Annotated in this window: 15 protein-coding genes; 9 read left to right on the forward strand and 6 right to left on the reverse strand. The window is 56.0% G+C overall.

The features are described from left to right. Nucleotides 1-14: 14 nt before the first annotated feature. Complete coding sequence (locus Poly59_RS00790; RefSeq protein WP_222436026.1) at nucleotides 15-1,373, reverse strand: hypothetical protein; 1,359 nt, start codon at nucleotides 1,371-1,373, stop codon at nucleotides 15-17. Nucleotides 1,374-1,522: 149 nt separating this feature from the next. Between Poly59_RS00790 and Poly59_RS00795 the strand changes: the two genes are divergently transcribed. The 5 genes from Poly59_RS00795 to prmC all read left to right on the forward strand — a co-directional run bounded on the left by Poly59_RS00795 (nucleotide 1,523) and on the right by prmC (nucleotide 6,179). Further along, entirely contained in the window at nucleotides 1,523-2,470 is a 948-nt protein-coding gene (locus Poly59_RS00795; RefSeq protein ID WP_146532189.1) for a bile acid:sodium symporter family protein, read from the forward strand. Next, the gene (locus Poly59_RS00800) at nucleotides 2,460-3,413 is read left to right on the forward strand and encodes a class I SAM-dependent methyltransferase (RefSeq protein WP_146532190.1); all 954 of its coding nucleotides are present in this window, start codon (nucleotides 2,460-2,462) and stop codon (nucleotides 3,411-3,413) included. Before Poly59_RS00795 ends, Poly59_RS00800 begins: the two co-directional genes overlap by 11 nt. A 200-nt stretch (nucleotides 3,414-3,613) precedes the next feature. Continuing rightward, on the forward strand, nucleotides 3,614-3,853 hold the full coding sequence (gene rpmE / locus Poly59_RS00805; protein WP_146532191.1) for a 50S ribosomal protein L31: 240 nt from the start codon (nucleotides 3,614-3,616) through the stop codon (nucleotides 3,851-3,853). 208 nt (nucleotides 3,854-4,061) lie between these two features. Further along, complete coding sequence (prfA, locus tag Poly59_RS00810) at nucleotides 4,062-5,147, forward strand: peptide chain release factor 1 (RefSeq protein WP_146532192.1); 1,086 nt, start codon at nucleotides 4,062-4,064, stop codon at nucleotides 5,145-5,147. 144 nt (nucleotides 5,148-5,291) lie between these two features. Continuing rightward, nucleotides 5,292-6,179 (forward strand): peptide chain release factor N(5)-glutamine methyltransferase, encoded by an 888-nt coding sequence (gene prmC, locus Poly59_RS00815; protein WP_146532193.1) that lies wholly within the window; start codon nucleotides 5,292-5,294, stop codon nucleotides 6,177-6,179. 20 nt (nucleotides 6,180-6,199) lie between these two features. Here the strand turns inward: prmC and purD are convergent, their stop codons facing one another. Next, nucleotides 6,200-7,486: a phosphoribosylamine--glycine ligase gene (purD, locus tag Poly59_RS00820; protein WP_146533164.1), complete on the reverse strand. Its 1,287-nt coding sequence runs from the start codon at nucleotides 7,484-7,486 to the stop codon at nucleotides 6,200-6,202. A 576-nt stretch (nucleotides 7,487-8,062) separates the two neighbouring features. Between purD and Poly59_RS00825 the strand changes: the two genes are divergently transcribed. The 4 genes from Poly59_RS00825 (at nucleotide 8,063) to thiC (ending at nucleotide 13,472) form a co-directional block, all read left to right on the forward strand. Further along, on the forward strand, nucleotides 8,063-8,854 hold the full coding sequence (locus Poly59_RS00825) for a methylamine utilization protein (protein WP_246151282.1): 792 nt from the start codon (nucleotides 8,063-8,065) through the stop codon (nucleotides 8,852-8,854). Between the two features lie 160 nt (nucleotides 8,855-9,014). Further along, nucleotides 9,015-10,535: a glycosyltransferase family protein gene (locus tag Poly59_RS00830; protein ID WP_146532194.1), complete on the forward strand. Its 1,521-nt coding sequence runs from the start codon at nucleotides 9,015-9,017 to the stop codon at nucleotides 10,533-10,535. Nucleotides 10,536-10,586: 51 nt separating this feature from the next. Beyond that, nucleotides 10,587-11,984: a c-type cytochrome gene (locus Poly59_RS00835; RefSeq protein ID WP_146532195.1), complete on the forward strand. Its 1,398-nt coding sequence runs from the start codon at nucleotides 10,587-10,589 to the stop codon at nucleotides 11,982-11,984. A gap of 132 nt (nucleotides 11,985-12,116) precedes the next feature. Then, a complete protein-coding gene (gene thiC, locus Poly59_RS00840) occupies nucleotides 12,117-13,472 on the forward strand; it encodes a phosphomethylpyrimidine synthase ThiC (RefSeq protein WP_146532196.1) in 1,356 nt (451 codons plus the stop codon). A gap of 138 nt (nucleotides 13,473-13,610) precedes the next feature. On the opposite strand, the gene Poly59_RS00845 is transcribed toward thiC, so the two are convergent. The 4 genes from Poly59_RS00845 to Poly59_RS00860 all read right to left on the reverse strand — a co-directional run bounded on the left by Poly59_RS00845 (nucleotide 13,611) and on the right by Poly59_RS00860 (nucleotide 17,506). Next, nucleotides 13,611-14,915, reverse strand: a complete 1,305-nt coding sequence (locus tag Poly59_RS00845; RefSeq protein WP_146532197.1) for an MFS transporter — start codon at nucleotides 14,913-14,915, stop codon at nucleotides 13,611-13,613. Between the two features lie 61 nt (nucleotides 14,916-14,976). Continuing rightward, entirely contained in the window at nucleotides 14,977-15,345 is a 369-nt protein-coding gene (locus tag Poly59_RS00850; protein ID WP_146532198.1) for a hypothetical protein, read from the reverse strand. 376 nt (nucleotides 15,346-15,721) lie between these two features. Further along, on the reverse strand, nucleotides 15,722-16,327 hold the full coding sequence (locus tag Poly59_RS00855) for an O-linked N-acetylglucosamine transferase family protein (protein ID WP_186775950.1): 606 nt from the start codon (nucleotides 16,325-16,327) through the stop codon (nucleotides 15,722-15,724). Nucleotides 16,328-16,357: 30 nt separating this feature from the next. After that, nucleotides 16,358-17,506: a hypothetical protein gene (locus Poly59_RS00860; RefSeq protein WP_146532200.1), complete on the reverse strand. Its 1,149-nt coding sequence runs from the start codon at nucleotides 17,504-17,506 to the stop codon at nucleotides 16,358-16,360. Nucleotides 17,507-17,818 lie beyond the last annotated feature (312 nt).

Below are 17,818 nucleotides of genomic sequence, written 5' to 3' on the forward strand. Positions count from 1 at the left end.
CGCACGACGCCCGATCAGTAAGGCTGCGACGTGACTTCGCCGCCGGACCATTCTCTTGCCGTTTGGATCCTTGCTCGCATCGCGTCGGGGTCCAACGGCAGTGGGCGACTTGGCGGGATCAAGTACGGCAACAGTCCCGCGTTCTGACTCGAAAGCGGCACCGTGACACTGTGCGACGGTGCCAACACCGACATCAACGCAATCGCCGGCAACGTTTGTTGCCCGGAACGGACCAAAGCATAGCCACCCGAATGCAGCACGATGCCGGCCGGAAAACTGGTGTAGCCGACTTCGGTGTGACAGATCCCGTTGAGTTTCAACTGCGTGTCATTGAGCGAGAATCGCATCGCGATCCGGTCGTACGCTAGGTCTTCGACTCCGTCGGGAAGCGGAACGAGTTCGAACCCCAGATTCTGACTCGCCGACGCCAGTAACGAGCGACCGATCTGGCCATCACTGACCAACAACGTGCCCGACACATCCATGCTTTGAATGAAAGGATCGATGCGGCATCGTTCCAACCGAACCGAACCATTCCCCGTCAAACGATGAGGCTGTCTTTCAAAGACTCGGTCCAGCGAGATGTTGTCCAGCGATCCCACCATGTCCATCCACCACTGGTCAGCCGCGAAGCGATCACGTTTCACTTGCCAGCGCAGCGATCCAGTGAACGTCGCGTCGTCGCCGAGGTTGCCGATCGGTCCCGGCAAGTACTTTGCCAAAGCGGTGCAGGGCAGGGCGTTGTCGTGAGTATCAAGCGTCCAGTCGGTCGTTGGCGTTTCGTTACCGCGATCTCGGCGAAAGCTGATATCGATCGGAGTGCTTGAACGAGAGGATGCCAGCATGCACTGGATGCTGGCGCTGACCGCGTCCGATTCCGGCTCGATCCAGGCGTCCACATCGGTCAGCGTCATGCCGCCGCTAGCACCATCGGCGATCGTCAAGTCGTTGGCGGCGAATCGAATCGGCAACCCCGTGTGTTCGGGGCGACACAAGAATCGGTCGTGAACCAACCGCCACGCGGCGGCGATGGTGCGCGAATGCAGCTTCGGTTGACGCAGCAGCACGGAAACCGAGTCGTCGCGAGTGACCCAATCAAGCTGCCGAACAAAGGCCACTTCTTCGCCCGTTTCAGGGTCCAGCAATCGCAGTTCGTCCAAACGGATCATCGACGGCGAGGTGCGAACGAGTGTTCCGATCTCGACCAATAGCCCAGTATCGCGAGCGAGCTCGGACTCGAAACGTGATTTCAGCCGATTTGCGTACCAGGGCGTCGCCATCATGATCACGATGACCATCGTCACCATCGTCGGGACCGCGCAGCAGCCAACGAACATCAATCGAGCCATCGCTCGTTGCGTCCGTTCATGCACGGCCGGATTCCTTTCCTGCACGTCGTTGCGACTGGTCACGCGAGAGCATCAGCTATGCTAGCTTGCCGACGTTCTCCGCTAGAATTCTATGCCGCGATCTTACGATTACGGTCTGTGTCACCGATAGGTCGTTTAGGAAGAAGCACGGCATGTGGGCAAACGCTAAAAATCACTGGTTCTTGATCTCGATCGGGCTCTGCTTTGGGGCCGGCTACTTCGCTGAATCGTGGTTAGCTCCGATCACGCAAATTCCGCTGCTACGGGACGGGGTTGTCTTTGTCGTGATGTGGGCGATGGGCGTCACGCTGGCGGCAGACACCGTTCGTGAAAGCATTGCGAAACCCACGGCCGCCTTGCTAGCAATTTTGATCAATGTGTTCGTCGTGCCTTTGCTAGCATTGCCGTCTCAGTGGTTCTTGCCGGCAGGAGTGTTCGGCGGGCTGTTCGTGGCGGCGCTGATTCCCTGCACGTTGGCATCGGCATCAGTTTGGACGCGGCGGGCGGGCGGCGATGATTCGGTGACAATGATGACGACCGTGGTGACGAATCTGGCCTGCATTGCGGTCGTGCCGATCGGTTTGACCATGGTTCTAAGCCGCGTCAGCAATATCTCGGCAACCGATCAAATCTTGAAGCTATCAATCCTGGTCGCGTTGCCTCTGGTGATCGCCCAGACGATGCGTGGCATGGGCGCGGCCGGGTGGGCGGACCGAAACAAGCCACGATTGTCGCTTCTGGGCCAATGCGGGATCTTGGTGATGGTAGTCTTTGGCGCCATCGCAAGCCGGCAAACAGTCGACTTGGACGGCGGCGAATCACTGAACTGGCCGACGCTAGTGATCTTGTGCCTGGCCGCAGCGGCGATTCACACGACGGCGTTTGCGATCGGCATCGTGGCGTCGCGCGGCATGGGGATCGACCGAGACCGCCAGATCGCGGTTGGGATCGGCGGCAGCCAAAAGACATTGATGGTAGGACTGCAGATCGCGATTGATTGTGGTGTCAGCGTCGTGCCGATGCTGGTTTATCACTTAAGCCAGTTGGTCATCGACACGGCGATCGTTGATCGCTGGAAAAAGAAAGACAATGAACGATAAAACAATCCGACAAACAACCGAGTTCGCTGCGCGGCTTGGCAAGCGAGCTAAGCACTTTCGCAAATGGCCGACAAAACGCGGCATCACATGCTTTCGGATCTATGAACGAGACATTCCCGAAATTCCGTTGGTGATTGACCGCTACGACGACTGCCTGCACATCACGGAATACGAAAGACCGCACGATCGCGACGATGACGAGCACGAAGAATGGCTCGACCTGATGGCCTCGACCGCCGCAGCGACATTGGATGTCGATCCGGACAAAGTCTTCTTCAAACGTCGCAGTCGCCAACGAGGAAAGACGCAGCACGAGAAAGTCGACCAATCCGAACATCGCATGGAAGTCACCGAAGGCGGCCTGAAGTTTCTGGTCAACCTGCGAGACTACGTCGACACGGGACTGTTCCTTGATCACCGAAACACTCGTTCGATGATCCGAGAGGCTGCTCCGGGCAAGTCGTTCTTGAACCTGTTCTGCTATACCGGTTCGTTCACCGTCTATGCGGCAGCCGGCGGTGCGACCAAGACGGCATCGGTGGATTTGTCAAAGAACTATCTTCAGTGGGCGAAAGCGAACATGAACCGCAACGGTTTTGATGGCGACGACCACCGCTTCATCGCCGCCGACGCACGCGAATTCGTAACCAATCACTCACCGGGACCCCACTACGACCTGGTGGTGGTCGACCCGCCGACGTTTTCCAACAGCAAGCGAATGGACGACGACTGGACGGTCCAGGACGACGCGATGGACCTGCTGCACGGCATTTTAAAGTTAATGCCGGATGGCGGCGTGATGTACTTCAGCAACAATTTCCGGCAATTTAAATTCGACCGACAATCGATCTACGTCAGCGAAGCTCACGAAATCAGCAATCAAACGGTCCCCGAAGACTTTCGCAACAAACGAATCCACCGGTGTTGGCGGATCGTAAAGTAGCCGGATCAGCTCGATATTTAGCGATCGGCATTCGGTCATCGGCGAAATCCATTCAGAACTGCGGCAAACAACGCCCTGATCGTCAAAAAACGACCTGCATTGCCGCACTTGAACACAAGGCCCCTCCTAACGTACACTTCGGGGCCATGCGGAACTGTACCAAGCCAGAACCGCCAACCCCCCCAAATGAAGAATCAGCCATGAAAGACGGCATCCACCCTAATTATCAAGACACCGCAGTCACCTGCGGTTGTGGAAACACGTTCAGCACGCGCAGTGTTAAACCGGAACTTCGGATTGACATCTGCAGCGAATGCCACCCGTTCTACACCGGCAAACTGAAGTTTGTTGACACCGCAGGTCGAATCGACAAGTTCCAAAAGAAGTTTGCTGCTGGCACCTACGGCAGCTTGGCATCGAAAAAGGGAAAGAAGAAGTAGCTTTTCCAATTGCTAATTTTCTGATCAGCCGCTCGGTTCCCGATGAACCGATGCGGCTGTTTTCTTAACCACACGGCTGCTGTTTCCTGACCCGTAGACCATCGTTTAACGCCCGACGGAAGGCGCTGGCTTCCCCAAAAGCCGAGCAAGCCGACGCGATCAAGCCAGCGTTACGACAAGCAACTCCCTAAAAGCAAAGACGCCCCGCATGAGCGGCACTATTCGCGACACGCTCGAAGAAAAACTCGCGCGATTCAAGCAACTCGAAGACGAAATGGCTCAGCCTGAAATCCAGGCCGATGGCGTTCGTTTCAGTGCTGTTGCTCGCGAGCATGGCGGCTTGGCCAAAGTGGCCGGGAAGTACCGTGAATTCAAACGTTTGACCGACGAAATCCGCGAGTGCAAGGAATTGGTCGAGGTTGCTGAAGACGTTGAAGAACGCGAAATGGCTGAAACCGAAATGGCCAGCCTAAAGACGGAACGAGAAGAGCTTTGGGAAGAACTGCTGTCGTTGACCGTCGGCGGCGAAGACTCGCACCGAACGCGCTGCGTGATGGAAATCCGCGCGGGAACCGGCGGTGACGAAGCTGCCCTGTTCGCTCGCGACTTGTTCGAGATGTACCGTCGATACGCTGAATCTCGAAAATGGAAAACCGAGATCATGGACATGAACGCGACTGAAATGGGCGGGTTCAAAGAAATCGTGATGTCGCTCGAAGGCGAAAGCGTCTTCCGTGATCTGCAGTACGAATCGGGCGGCCATCGCGTCCAGCGAGTTCCAGAAACAGAAACGCAGGGCCGAGTCCACACTTCGGCCGCGACGGTTGCCGTGCTGCCCGAACCGGAAGACATCGAAGTCAACGTGAAATCGGAAGACTACCGAATCGACAAGTTCTGTGCGTCGGGCCCCGGTGGACAGCACGTCAACAAAACCGAAAGCGCGATTCGGTTGACACACCACGAAACCGGAATCGTAGTCCAGTGCCAAGACGAAAAGAGCCAACACAAGAACTTGGCCAAAGCGCTGCGAGTGCTGAAGGCGCGGATCTACGAAAAGAAACGCGAAGAAGAAGATGCCAAGATGTCCGAAACCCGAAAGGGATTGACCGGTTCAGGCGACCGCAGCCAGCGGATTCGGACCTACAACTATCCGCAAAACCGTCTTACCGACCACCGCATCAACTTAACCCTTTACAAGTTGGACCAAATCGTTGCCGGCGACCTGTCCGCGGTTACCGCGGCGCTCATCGAATTCGATCGCGACCAACTGCGCGGCGACATGATCGAGGCATAAGCTCGCCCAACCTCGGGCGATTTAGTTTCCAGCGAAATAGCCCCCGGCGCAACAATGCCGCGACCGTCACGCTAGTGGCAAATCTCTTCGGTTCTCATCCAGCCCGGCAAGTCTCGCGGGCCTACTTCACGAAAGAACATCACCATGTCCACCAGTCAACAAGATCCGTGGACCGTGCTACGGCTGCTGGAATGGACGACGGACTTCTTCAAACGCAAGGGCAGCGAATCACCTCGACTCGACGCTGAGGTTCTACTTGCCCATGCCCGCGGATGCAGCCGCATCGAACTGTACACGGCGTTTGGTGAAGAACCCGAAGAGGAACAGCGAGTCGCGTTTCGGGAATTGGTTCGTCGCCGCGGCGAAGGCAGTCCGGTTGCCCAGCTCGTCGGATACCGCGAATTTTATTCGCTGCGGTTTCGCATCGACGACAGCACCTTGATTCCTCGACCTGAAACCGAACACTTGGTGATCGAAGCACTCGACATCGCCAAAGCAAGCACGATCACCGACCGCCCCCTTCAAATCGCTGACATTGGAACCGGCAGCGGCGCGATCGCCGTGTCGGTTGCCAAGACGCTGAAGAACTGCGAAATCACCGCAGTCGACCAGAGTACCGCGGCACTGAAAATCGCAGCCTGGAACGCTGAACAACATAAAGTTGCTGACCGAGTTCGCTTTATCGAAAGCGATCTATTAGCAGCGGTCCAAACACCTGAACTGTTCGACATCATCTGCACCAATCCACCCTATGTTAGCGACGCCGAGTACGACGAACTGTCACCAACGGTGCGCGACTTTGAACCCAAAACGGCGTTGGTATCCGGCCCGACCGGCACCGAAGTGATCGAGCGAATTTTCAACGAGGTACCAGCCCGCATGCAAGTCGGCGGCCGGTTGATCATCGAGCTAAGCCCGATGATCGCTGACGCATGCTTGAAAATTTCACAGGACAGTGAACACTTCGGCGACGAACGATTCATCAAAGACCTCGACCACCATCGCCGAATCCTGTCCGTCAAGCGAGTCTGATCGCGACGGCAAAGCCGCGTCTATCTTGCCTTGTCGCTGATGTCTTTGCGACACCAAGCGCCTTGCCAGCGAATTTCTTTCACACCGCGATAGGCCTGCAATTTCGCTTTTGCAATCGTGTCGCCCATTGCTGTCACGCCCAACACGCGGCCGCCGTCGTTGGTGACTTTGCCGTCGACTAATTTGGTTCCGGCGTGAAAGACCTTCACGTCCTCGATCGCATCGGCTGCTTCCAAGCCCTTGATCTCGCGACCTTTGGCATAGTCGCCTGGATAGCCTTCGCTGGCCATGACCACACAGATGCTCGGGCGAGGATCCCACTCGAGCGGTTCGATTTCCCCCAAGCGTCCATCGACGGCGGCTTCAAGCACGTCAGCCAAATCTGTTTTCAATCGCATCAACAGCGGTTGGCATTCGGGATCGCCGAATCGCACGTTGAACTCCAACACCTTCGGCCCACCAGGCGTCAACATCAAGCCAGCATAAAGCACGCCCTTGAACGGTCGACGAGCTCGCTTCATTGCATGAACGATTGGCACTAAGACATCGGACTCGATGCGCGCCATCATTTCATCGTCAAGAACCGGTGCCGGACAATAGGCTCCCATGCCTCCGGTGTTTGGACCTGTATCGCCATCGTAGGCGGGCTTGTGATCTTGCGCCGGGGGCAGCGTGACAATCGTTTCGCCATCGGTGATCGCTAATACGCTGACCTCGGGACCGGTCAACCGCTCTTCGATGATTAACTCTTTGCCGGCATCACCAAACTCACGTTGCGAAGCGATCCGATCGATTGCATCGAGAGCTTCGTTACGAGTACCGCAAACGATCACGCCCTTGCCAGCGGCCAACCCATCGGCCTTGACGACGACACGCACCGGTTCATCGGGATCACAGTAGCGTTCCCAGATGTGACGTGATGCTTGTTCAGCGCTTCGAAACGTCAGATACGTCGCCGTCGGAATATTGGCGGTGTGCAACAGGTTCTTGCAGAACACTTTGCTGCCTTCCAACTCGGCGGCCGCCTTCGATGGGCCAAACACTTTCAGACCGGCTTCCTCCATGTCGTCGACAAGCCCATCAACCAAGGGAATCTCCGGGCCGACAACCACTAAGCCAATGGAATTTTCTTTGGCAAACTGAATGAGGGCTGGCTTATCGGTGACCGCGATCGGAACATTCGTCGCATCCAGAGCCGTGCCGGCGTTTCCTGGGGCAACAAAAACCTGTTCGACGCGCGGCGATTGCCCTAGTTTCCACGCAAGTGCGTGTTCACGACCACCGCCACCGACTACCAAAACCTTCATCATCGAACCCGAGTCTGCGAGGACTAGCCGGCCTGCGTGTCCAAATGGAATCGTATCCAATGGAATCATATCGACAAAACCGGCCCCAAAATTACCAAGCAGCAATTTACGCGGGTACAGCGAACGCAAACAGCGGTCGATTGAATCCTGTGACGGACGTCCTGCGACCGGCTGTCACGGCCCGTTTGCCAGCAATTAACGGTAGACACCCCGCCGTTAACAGCTAGAATAAGGCGACTTGCCGAAGAATGAATTTCTGCCATCCGCCCATGTTTCCCACCCCTGGAGTGGCACATTCTTCGCCCGCGACTAGTTTAGAATGTGCGGTGACGGCGGCGTTTCCCCGACTTGCCACGTCACCGCATTTTCACTCGGCTTCTAGCCAACGACTGATTTAATCACACAAGTTCACCACTCAATTTGACCGTTGACGCGGCCGACTACCTGTCACAGAAATGGCGATAGGGTTGCCTAGACTGGTTTTTAAGCGAGAATTCAGTGAATGCGTCTGGCAATCGAGTTGGCGGCCGCTCCCCAAAACACCCTGAATGCACGTTCTCTCTAGGAGAGTTAGTTTTGAAGATTTCGACTCTACGTCACATTGTTTTTTCTGTTGCCGTTGCTGCAGCTCCGTTTGTCGGCAGCCAAGTAAATGCCGAAGAAACTGGCGATCTGAAAATTCGCTTCGAATATGGCGGAACCCCTCCGAAAGCAGAAGCGATCGACGTCAACAAGGATGTCGAGTTCTGTGGCCGAAATCCGCTGATCGACGAGCGATTGATTGTTAACCCGGACAATAAAGGCATTAAGAACGTTGTCGTTTACGTTTACACCGGCCGAGGCGGGACGAAACTGCCAGACTTTGAACCAGCCAAGAACACACACACACTGGCCAACGAAAACTGTCGCTTCGAGCCACACATTGTTGTCGCACAAGTCGGCGACACGCTTGAAGTGACCAACCCGGATGCCGTTGGACACAATGCAAATCTGGGATTCTTTAACAACAAGCAACAGAACTTCACAATCCCATCAGGCCAATCGAAAATGGTTGAGCTTGAGAAGGACGAACCTGCACCGATCCCCGTCGATTGCAACATTCACCCTTGGATGAAGTCGTTTGTCGTTGTACTTGAACACCCATTTGCCGCGGTCAGCAACGCCGACGGCGAAATGGTCATCAAGGGACTTCCTGTTGGCACTGAACTGGTCTTCCGAGCGTATCACGAGTCAGGATCAATCAGCGACGTAACAATCAACGGCAAGAAAGAAGAATGGAAGCGAAGCCGGTTCGAAACCACCGTCAAGGCAGGCGAGAACGACATGGGCACAGTCGTGATTCCCGCTGAGGCACTGAAATCAAACTAATCAATCTTGAATCGAATTCTTGATGAAAGGCCAGGATCCGTCCTGGCCTTTTTTTGTTTCGATTGCTTGGTGATCCCTGGCTGGCGTTTCCTGTTCGACTTTTTCGATTTCACTCCACTAGTCTGATTAAAACTCGTGATCTGATGAGATTGGTGATCTGATGCAATCAACGCGAGCTCATTCGATCGGCTTGTTCATTGTCACGATCGTCGTGATGACGATCGCGGTGGTTGTTCGACTGTCCTCCCTGTATGAAAGTTTCTGGGTCGACGAACTGCACTCGGCTTGGTGCGTCTGGGAATCGTTTGCCGATGTGATGCCTCGGGCGAGCGCAGGCAATCAATCGCCGGTTTACTTTGCTGGGCTTTGGGCATGGAAACAACTGGTCGGTGAATCAGAGTTTGCACTGCGGCTTAGCAGCGTGATTGCCGTTGCGATGGGCGCTGGAGTTCTGTGCGTTGGAGTCGGACGTTGGACGGGACAGGTTGCGGCTGGCACCGCCGCAGGACTAACGCTTGCATTGGAGTCGAACGCGTTGTTTTTTGGCACCGAACTGCGGCCATTTGCGATGGTGATCCTGTTTTCGTCCCTGGCAACCGTTTGCTTTGTTCGATTGGCGACGACCGCGTCCCGTGAGGAAGACTGGCCGAAATGGCTTTGCCTGGTGATTTCAGTACTCCTTGCGATGGCGTGCCAACCGACGAGTCTGGGGGTGCTGGCATGGTTGCCCGCGATCGTTTGCTTGGTTTGGGGGTGGCGTGACCGCGGATCGATGACCGAAGTCGACGGCAAATCAATTGCCTTGGCCGCGATTGCGATCGCATCGTTTTGGGCGATCTGGAAGGTCACGTTGGATGAATCCTGGCATCGCCGCGATGCATGGGCGTCATTCGGCACAGCGAACGATCCATGGCAAATTTGGCAAGCCTGGGATTGGTTTTGGCTGTCAATCGCACCGGCCGGACTGACTGTCGCCGGCGCTGTCTATCGGTGGCAAATCGGCACCGGCCTCGATCGAAAAACAGTGGTAAAACGGAACCTAAAGGCGGCCCAGCGAGACCGCATCACCCTTGCGATCATCTTGCTTGCCGCCGCGTTAACGACCGCATACTGGACCGTGTCATGGTCGGGCGTGATGCCGATTTGGCATCGGCGATATTTCATTGCAGTCCTGCCAATGCTTGCGGTTGGCATGGGCGGCGCAGTTGCTTCCGTGCCGGCGTTCATCCGAGGCTCAAACTGGCTAGTCGCCGCCGTGATGATCTCGGGATTGACGTGGCAACAGGGCACGATGACCAGCTTGGTCCGATCACCTCGCAGCGTGATTGTCGCACGCGGCGAAGATTGGCGTGGGGCGGTCGATTGGGTGAACGACAACGCGATGCCCGATGATCGGATCCTGTTGGACGCCGGCCTCATCGAAGCACGAACGATCGAAATTTCAGCGGCAAGCTACCAAGTCAAACAGTACCTCAGCTATCCCATCATGGGACCGTACGAGATCCGCCAAGACGTTGAAGCCATCGGCCCAGACCTGGGTAAAATCACGGTCACCCCGGACAAATCAGTACTTATCATCACTCGCCGCCCTATGGCACGCATCGACGAATCAGTTTTCCCAAAAGCCGAAATCCATGGCTTCGGGGGCGTATCAGTCATTCGGTTGCCTGCTAATGATTGATAGCGGTCTATCCTAGAGATAAATCTCACCTCGTTCCCAGCGATCGTTTCTATGAAGTTGCAGCACTCGCATGCCTTTCAACTGGTCGCCTTAGCCGCAGTGATGAATTGTCTGCTTGCTTTGCCGCCAGCGCGAGCGGATGACGAGACTTCACGTGATGATGAGGCTTCGCGTGGCTACCGAACACTGACAGAGTTGCCGCTGCTTTCCAGCGACTTCACGCAAGAGGTATTCGAAAACAGCTGGCAATCTTGGCCCGAACCGCTGCGTAAGGCCGCGGCCCAGGCATCGCCAGATGAACGGTGGAAAATGGCATTTGATCGCTATGGTTTAACCGTTCGGCCGGGCGACGATTCGGGCAAACCGCTGCAATATGTCGTCGACGAAGCGACCGGGACTTGGACGATGAACTGCTTTGCCTGTCATGGCGGCGACGTCTATGGCGTGCCAACACCGGGTGCCCCGAACAATCGATTCGCGCTGCAAACGCTGACCGAAGAAATTCGGTCGACGAAATTCAAACTCGGCAAACCGTTTTCGCGGATGGACTTGGGCTCGCTCGTGATCCCTCTCGGGACGACCAACGGCACCACCAACGCGGTCGTGTTTGGGATGGGATTGATGAGCAGTCGCGACGCCGATCTGAACTTGATTTCAACACCTCTCGAATCGTTCACTCACCATGACATGGATGCGCCGCCGTGGTGGCACTTCAAGAAGCGTCCCTACCTCTACATCGATGGGTTTGCCGAAAAGGGTCACCGCGCCTTGATGCAGTTTGCATTGATCCCCGAGAACGGGCCAGCGTTTTTTAGGGATCACGAAGACGAGTTCAAAGATGTCAAAGCCTACCTTTCGTCGCTGACACCGCCCCCGTTCACGGGTGTGATTGACGAGAGTCTGGCAGAGCAGGGCAGGGTACTGTTCAACGAAACCTGCGCCGAGTGTCACGGCACTTACGGCGACAACCCAAGCTATCCCAATCGGCGAATTTCGATCGACGAAATTGGCACCGATCCTGTTCGCTTACACGCACTGTCGACGACCGGCCGGCAAAAGTACGCCAACAGTTGGTTTGCTCATGCGGGTGAACCCGACGAGCATTCCACCGTGGTCGATCCCGACGGCTACGTTGCTCCGCCGCTGGATGGAATTTGGGCTAGCCCCCCGTACTTCCACAACGGCAGCGTGCCGACGCTATGGCACGTGCTGCACCCCACCGACCGGCCAACCGTTTGGCGACGAACCGACCAGGCGATGGATGCCGAAAAAGTGGGCTTTCATATCGAACTGGCCGAGAAAATGCCGCTAAACGAGCCGGATGTAGCGATCCGCCGCAGCTATTTTGACACGCGTCGATTCGGAAAGAGCGGCTCCGGCCACAATTATCCAGACTTGCTGTCCGAGACCGACAAGCAAGCGGTGCTTGAATATCTGAAAAAGCTGTGATCCGACGCCGCCCAGAACCTGTCGTATTCACCGTGTCAATTGTTCCCAGAGATGTCCAGGCCTACGCGATTGTCGGCCGGCAGCGTATAAAGTGTATTCCCACCCGATCGATGCGTAGGAGCAAATAACGAGATGAGTCAAACACAACTGCAGGCTGCCCGCGCGGGTGAAATCACGCCGGAAATGGAATATGTCGCCAAGCGAGAAGACTTGGCCGTCGAGCTGATCCGTGACGAAATCGCCGCTGGCCGAATGGTCATCCCGGCCAACAAAGTCCACGCGGCCGGATCGCTTGAACCGATGGCGATCGGCATCGCTGCAAAGTGCAAGATCAACGCCAACATTGGCAACAGCGCCGTGACCAGCAATCCAGGCGAAGAGCTTGAGAAGCTGCACACGGCAGTCCACTTTGGCGCCGATACCGTCATGGACTTGTCGACCGGCAAGGACATCGACGAGATCCGTCGCCAAATCATCGAAAAGAGCCCCGTGCCGATCGGAACCGTACCGATCTACCAGATGCTCGAAGAACTCGGTGGCAACATCGAGGACATGACCGCTCAACACTTCTTGGACATGTGCGAGCATCAAGCCAAGCAAGGTGTCGACTACATGACGGTTCATGCAGGCGTCAAGCTGGAACACTTGCACCTAAGCATCAACCGCGTCACAGGCATCGTTAGCCGTGGTGGTTCGTTGATTTCGAAGTGGATGATGGTTCACAACAAACAGAACCCGCTGTACACGGCATTCGATGATCTGTGCGATATCTTCCGTCAATACGATGTGACTTGGTCGCTCGGTGACGGACTGCGTCCCGGTTCAATCGCCGATGCATCGGACGCAGCTCAGTTTGCCGAACTTGACGTGTTGGGTGAACTAACCAAGCGCGGCCAAGCCAACGGAACTCAGGTCATGGTCGAAGGGCCGGGACACATTCCGTTGAACCAGATCCAAATGAACATCGAAAAGCAAATCGAAGTTTGTGACGGTGCTCCGTTCTATGTCTTGGGTCCATTGGTTACGGACATTGCACCGGGCTATGATCACATCACCAGTTGCATTGGCGCGGCCAACGCTGGCATGCACGGTGCAGCGATGTTGTGCTATGTGACGCCGAAAGAACACCTCGGCTTGCCTAACGAAGAAGACGTCAAGCAAGGCGTGATCGCCTACAAGATCGCTGCTCACGCGGCTGACGTCGCCCGCGGCCGCAAGGGAGCACAAGATCGCGATGACGCGCTATCCAAAGCACGCTTCGCATTCGACTGGAACGAGCAATTCCGCTTGTCACTTGATCCAGAAACCGCTCGTCGTTATCACGACGAAACGTTGCCACAAGAAACCTTCAAGAGCGCCCACTTCTGCAGCATGTGCGGACCGAAGTACTGCTCGATGAAGATTACCGAAGAAATTCGGCAATTGGCGAAGGACAAGAAACTGGTTGGAATGCCAGTCGTCGAAGCTCCCGTTGTGGAAGCCAAGTAACTGTAGAAGCCAAGTAACGACGCCGTCCAAAGCGTTTTGATTCAAGGTAGCGAGACTCGGCAAGAGTCTCGACAAACGTGAAACACGTCGAAAGTCTGACGACGATCGCTACCGTGAAAATGGATCACTGATGAAGCCCTAGGCTTTGCTTGGCGGTTCCACCCCGTCACTTCCGACGACAAGTCCGGTTCCACGCAATCGCCACAAAAAGAATGCGGCGCCCACTGCCATCAAAATCGCGCAGATATAAAAGATGTGCTGCGGTCGATCACCAAAGCCTGGACGGATGGCCCAGTACAATAGTGCGGCCACGGTCATGAAAGTGAACGAGACTGCGTTCGCCGTTCCCAAGAATCGACCTCGTTCGTCGTCCGGCGACAAGTACTGCAGCAGTGCTTGCAGGGGAACGATGTAGAACCCAGAAAAGAACCCAGCACCAAAAATCAGAAACGACGTCATGCTGGTAGCAACATCAAGCATACTGGCGCCAGGCATTTTCGAAGTTGGAACTGCTCCCAACAACGTAAAAAAGACGATCAACCCGCCCGCGCCAATGGGAATCAATCGCGGCTGAATCTTGTGGCCCGAAATCAATCCGGCCACCGCACAACCAACACCGATCGCAACGCCCAACACGCCCATCAACGCACTGGCTTCAGCTCGATTGATACCAAGCACCACGGTGTACTCTGGCACAATGAACAGCGCCAGCCCAGCTAGCAAGTAGAAGTAGCCCCAGGCCATCATCACCATCAACAATCGCGACTCGGCCATCTCACGGACCGTCATCACATAAGTTGAAACTGGATTCCAATCCCATTTGAGCTTGCGATCACCAACCGGCAACCGCGGCATGAAAATCGCCGCGATCCAGCCACCGACGGCAATCAAAGTCAGCGCCGCCCCGGGCAGCCAGGCGATCCCCGCGGCACCGGCTTGAGGCGAGTATCGATCGCTAACCGCGCCGGCCACCAGCGTTCCCACAATGACCGCAACGTTGGTCATCATGTTGATCGTTCCATTGGCTCGGCTAAGATCGCCATCATCAACCAATTCGGGAATCATCCCATACTTGGCTGGCCCAAAGAACGAACTCTGGCAAGTCAGGGCGATCAACGACAACAACGTGACCCACAAATTGCCCGTGAAGAATCCAACGGCGGCAATGATCGCAATCGGGATCTCGGCAATTTTCACCCACAGTGTGACGTCACGTTTCGAAAAGCGATCGGCAAGCTGACCGCCATATCCCGAAAGCAAAATGAACGGGATCGTAAAGCAGATCCCGACGATGCCCTGGCCACCGGCACCAAGCTGTCCGGCCCAGGCACCATCGATCACCATGAACGTCAAAATCCCTTTCAGGACATTGTCATTCATCGCCCCAAAGAACTGAGCCGTCAACAGACTCAGGAAACCACGTTGCAAAATTTTGCTGGACACGTCAACGGGCTCTCTGTACCACGGGGCATCGGACGGATTCGGGTCGCGAGAGTCTAGCAGATTAGCCCGATCGATACTTCGCGATCGCTTCGGGCAGCGGGTACATCGTCACATCCCGGTCGCCCTCGGTCGCCGCGATTTCCAGCAACCGCTCGTATCCACGTGTGACCAAAACCGTCCGAGCGTCACGGTAGCCGGCGTCCAAGTTCGCTTTGGCAAAGTCACCTTCGACCGCGACCGCTTCGAAACGCGAATGATCGATGAACTGGGCCAGCACAGGATTGCAGCGAATGTGGCGTTCGGGCCGCGTGTGCAGCACCTCGGGATCAAGCTCGCCGATGACATAACGCAGGTACAAATCGCTATCGACAATCGACGCAACATCACCACGACAAACATCGCACAAATAACCCTCGTCGCACTTCGCCATACACCCACCTTCAAGATTTACCGAACCGCATCAACGATACCTTACCGCAACTCCCCAGACGACGCTCGCGGCAACCGAACGGCAAAACAGCTCGTGAGAAAGACATCGCACACCCTGCGAACGGAGTGTGGACCCGCGCCTCCGTTCGCGGGATACGAACTGCAAAGCAGTTCCTTGACGAAAACATAGCACACCCTGCGGCTACATCTGCTGATCAGTAACCCACGACCGCATCCGGGATTCCAGTTCACTCGTCAGGCCCTGCGGATCGGTGAGCGGTCCTGTGTAGAACCGATCTTGAACCACCGTGCGCAGCGATCTCAGCGAATCAAGGTCGCACAAAAGCTGGACCGCGATTTCGGCGTATTCCGCCGGATCACTTGCCACCAATTTGATGCAGCCCCATTCGCATCATCATCGCCGACGTGGCTCGATGCGCGTAATAGTCGCCACAACACGAGACGACCGGAGTTCCCACGGACAAACACTCAAAGGACGTCATCGTCCCTTGATAGGGAAACGCATCGAGCGCCAAATCACAGGACATCATCGTTCGCAAGTGCTGCCGGAGCGATTCGGTTTGCGTGCGAAAATCGAGTCGATGAGGAAGCACACCCTCGGCCGCAAATTCCCGTCGGTATCGATCCTGCAGTTGGGTAACGCTGTAGCGATCACCGTACTTCAAAATCAACTTCGCGTCTGGCACGCGGCGAATGATTAACGCATAGGTTTTTAGCGCCATCGGCGAAATCTTGGCGATATTGTTGAAGACGCCCAGCACCGGACCATCGCGATCATCGACCGAGATTTCGCTGGCGATTCTATACGGCCGCCATGCCAAGATCGCGTGGTCCAGCCACACCAATTGTTCGCCGTAAAGATGCTCGGTCAAACCCGGTGGGTCGGCGAATCGATCGGTCAAATGATAGTCAATCGTTTGCAAGGCCGATGTATTGGGGTGACCCAAAAACGAAGCCTGCACCGGTGCGACCCGTCGTGATACACCGTCACATCAAATTGCGATCGGTCGTGGCTTTCCAGGATCGGCAACACGATCTCGCCGACCGGATGCGTGTAAAAATCGCTGCCCAAGTACCCGATGCAAATGCGTTCGCCTGGTTGCCGCAATCGGCGCGGGATCTTCTCCGGTCGCTCGGTGAATCGCATCCCCAACCGAAAGCGTTCGTTTGAAATTTCCGCAGCCGAGTAGCGGTCGGAATAGTTCATGTACAGCAAGAAATTCGCAGCCGCAGCCAAGTGATGGCGGTTGATTTCCAACAGCCGCCGACAATACGCCAGCGACTCGTCCACCTCGCCGACCCCGGCCAGCAGCACGGACAACTGAAACAGGTTGATCTGGTTCGTCGGGGCAAGCCCGGCGAGCCGACGACGAAACTCGATCGCCTCGAACTTTCGCTCGGCCCGTTCCAGTGTCTCGCAGACCAAAGGCAACACGCAATTGGCCTTCTACGGGAAAACTGTCGCAGCGTTTGGCAATGTGCTTCAGCGATTCGGCGGCCTCGTCCGTTTGACCGATCCATCCCAGGGCTTCGGCCAGCCGTAAATGTGCCGCCAAGTCTGACCGATCATCATCGCAAGCCCGTCGCCACCGCGCGGCCTCTTCATCCCAGTTCGCTGACAACCACACCGGCTTTTTTGGACCGACTGTGTTGTCCGATGTCCCGACTGCATGCGAACTCTGCCGCAGTGGTTCCGGCGTCGGATATCCGAGCAGATCCAGCGTGGCGAGAAAATCTTCGTTGCCGCCGAGCGGCAGCCAAAATCCAGGCGGCAAGGGCTTACGTTTTCGTGGCCCGATCGTCTGCGGCTGACTCTTGACCGAGTCACCGGTGATCCGGTCATAGCCAGTCCATCGATCCTTCCACGCTGGATCGTAAGTCACCGACAACGCATCACAGATTCCAGCGAGCGTCCGATCCGGCGCCGCCAAGAAATCTTCATAGCGAAACCAGGGGATCGTTTGGATCGATTCAGCAAACTGCCGCATCCCACGCCAAACCGCTGCCTCATCCCAAGACGCTTTCAGGGATCCGAGTTGTTTCGTGCTGAGGTATTGATCGATCGAATGTCGGACCGTGGCACATCGTGGTCCCAGCCAAACATCCTCACCACCACCCATCCCATCCCATCCCACGACCACCCGCCAATCCCGAGCAAAACCACCTTCGCCCCTCCTAACTTCGCCTACGGCAAAGTCAGGAGGGGCGAGCTTGCTGCAAATCCAACTTCACTCACCAACGTTTTCACCGGAGAGACCACCAACAGTTTCAACAACGAATCGGACATCCCCGCGCAATTTGCTGGGAGCCGATCGCTACTATGAGGAACAAATGGCGCTGGCGATTGCGGTGATCAAGACGGCGTTCCCTACGTGATCGACAATCATCGCATCGACATGAGCTTCTTTCACTACTACTCGATCGACCGCTTGACATCGTTTGCCAAACACCGT

The organism is Rubripirellula reticaptiva, from assembly GCF_007860175.1.
Classification (GTDB): Bacteria; Planctomycetota; Planctomycetia; order Pirellulales; family Pirellulaceae; genus Rubripirellula; species Rubripirellula reticaptiva.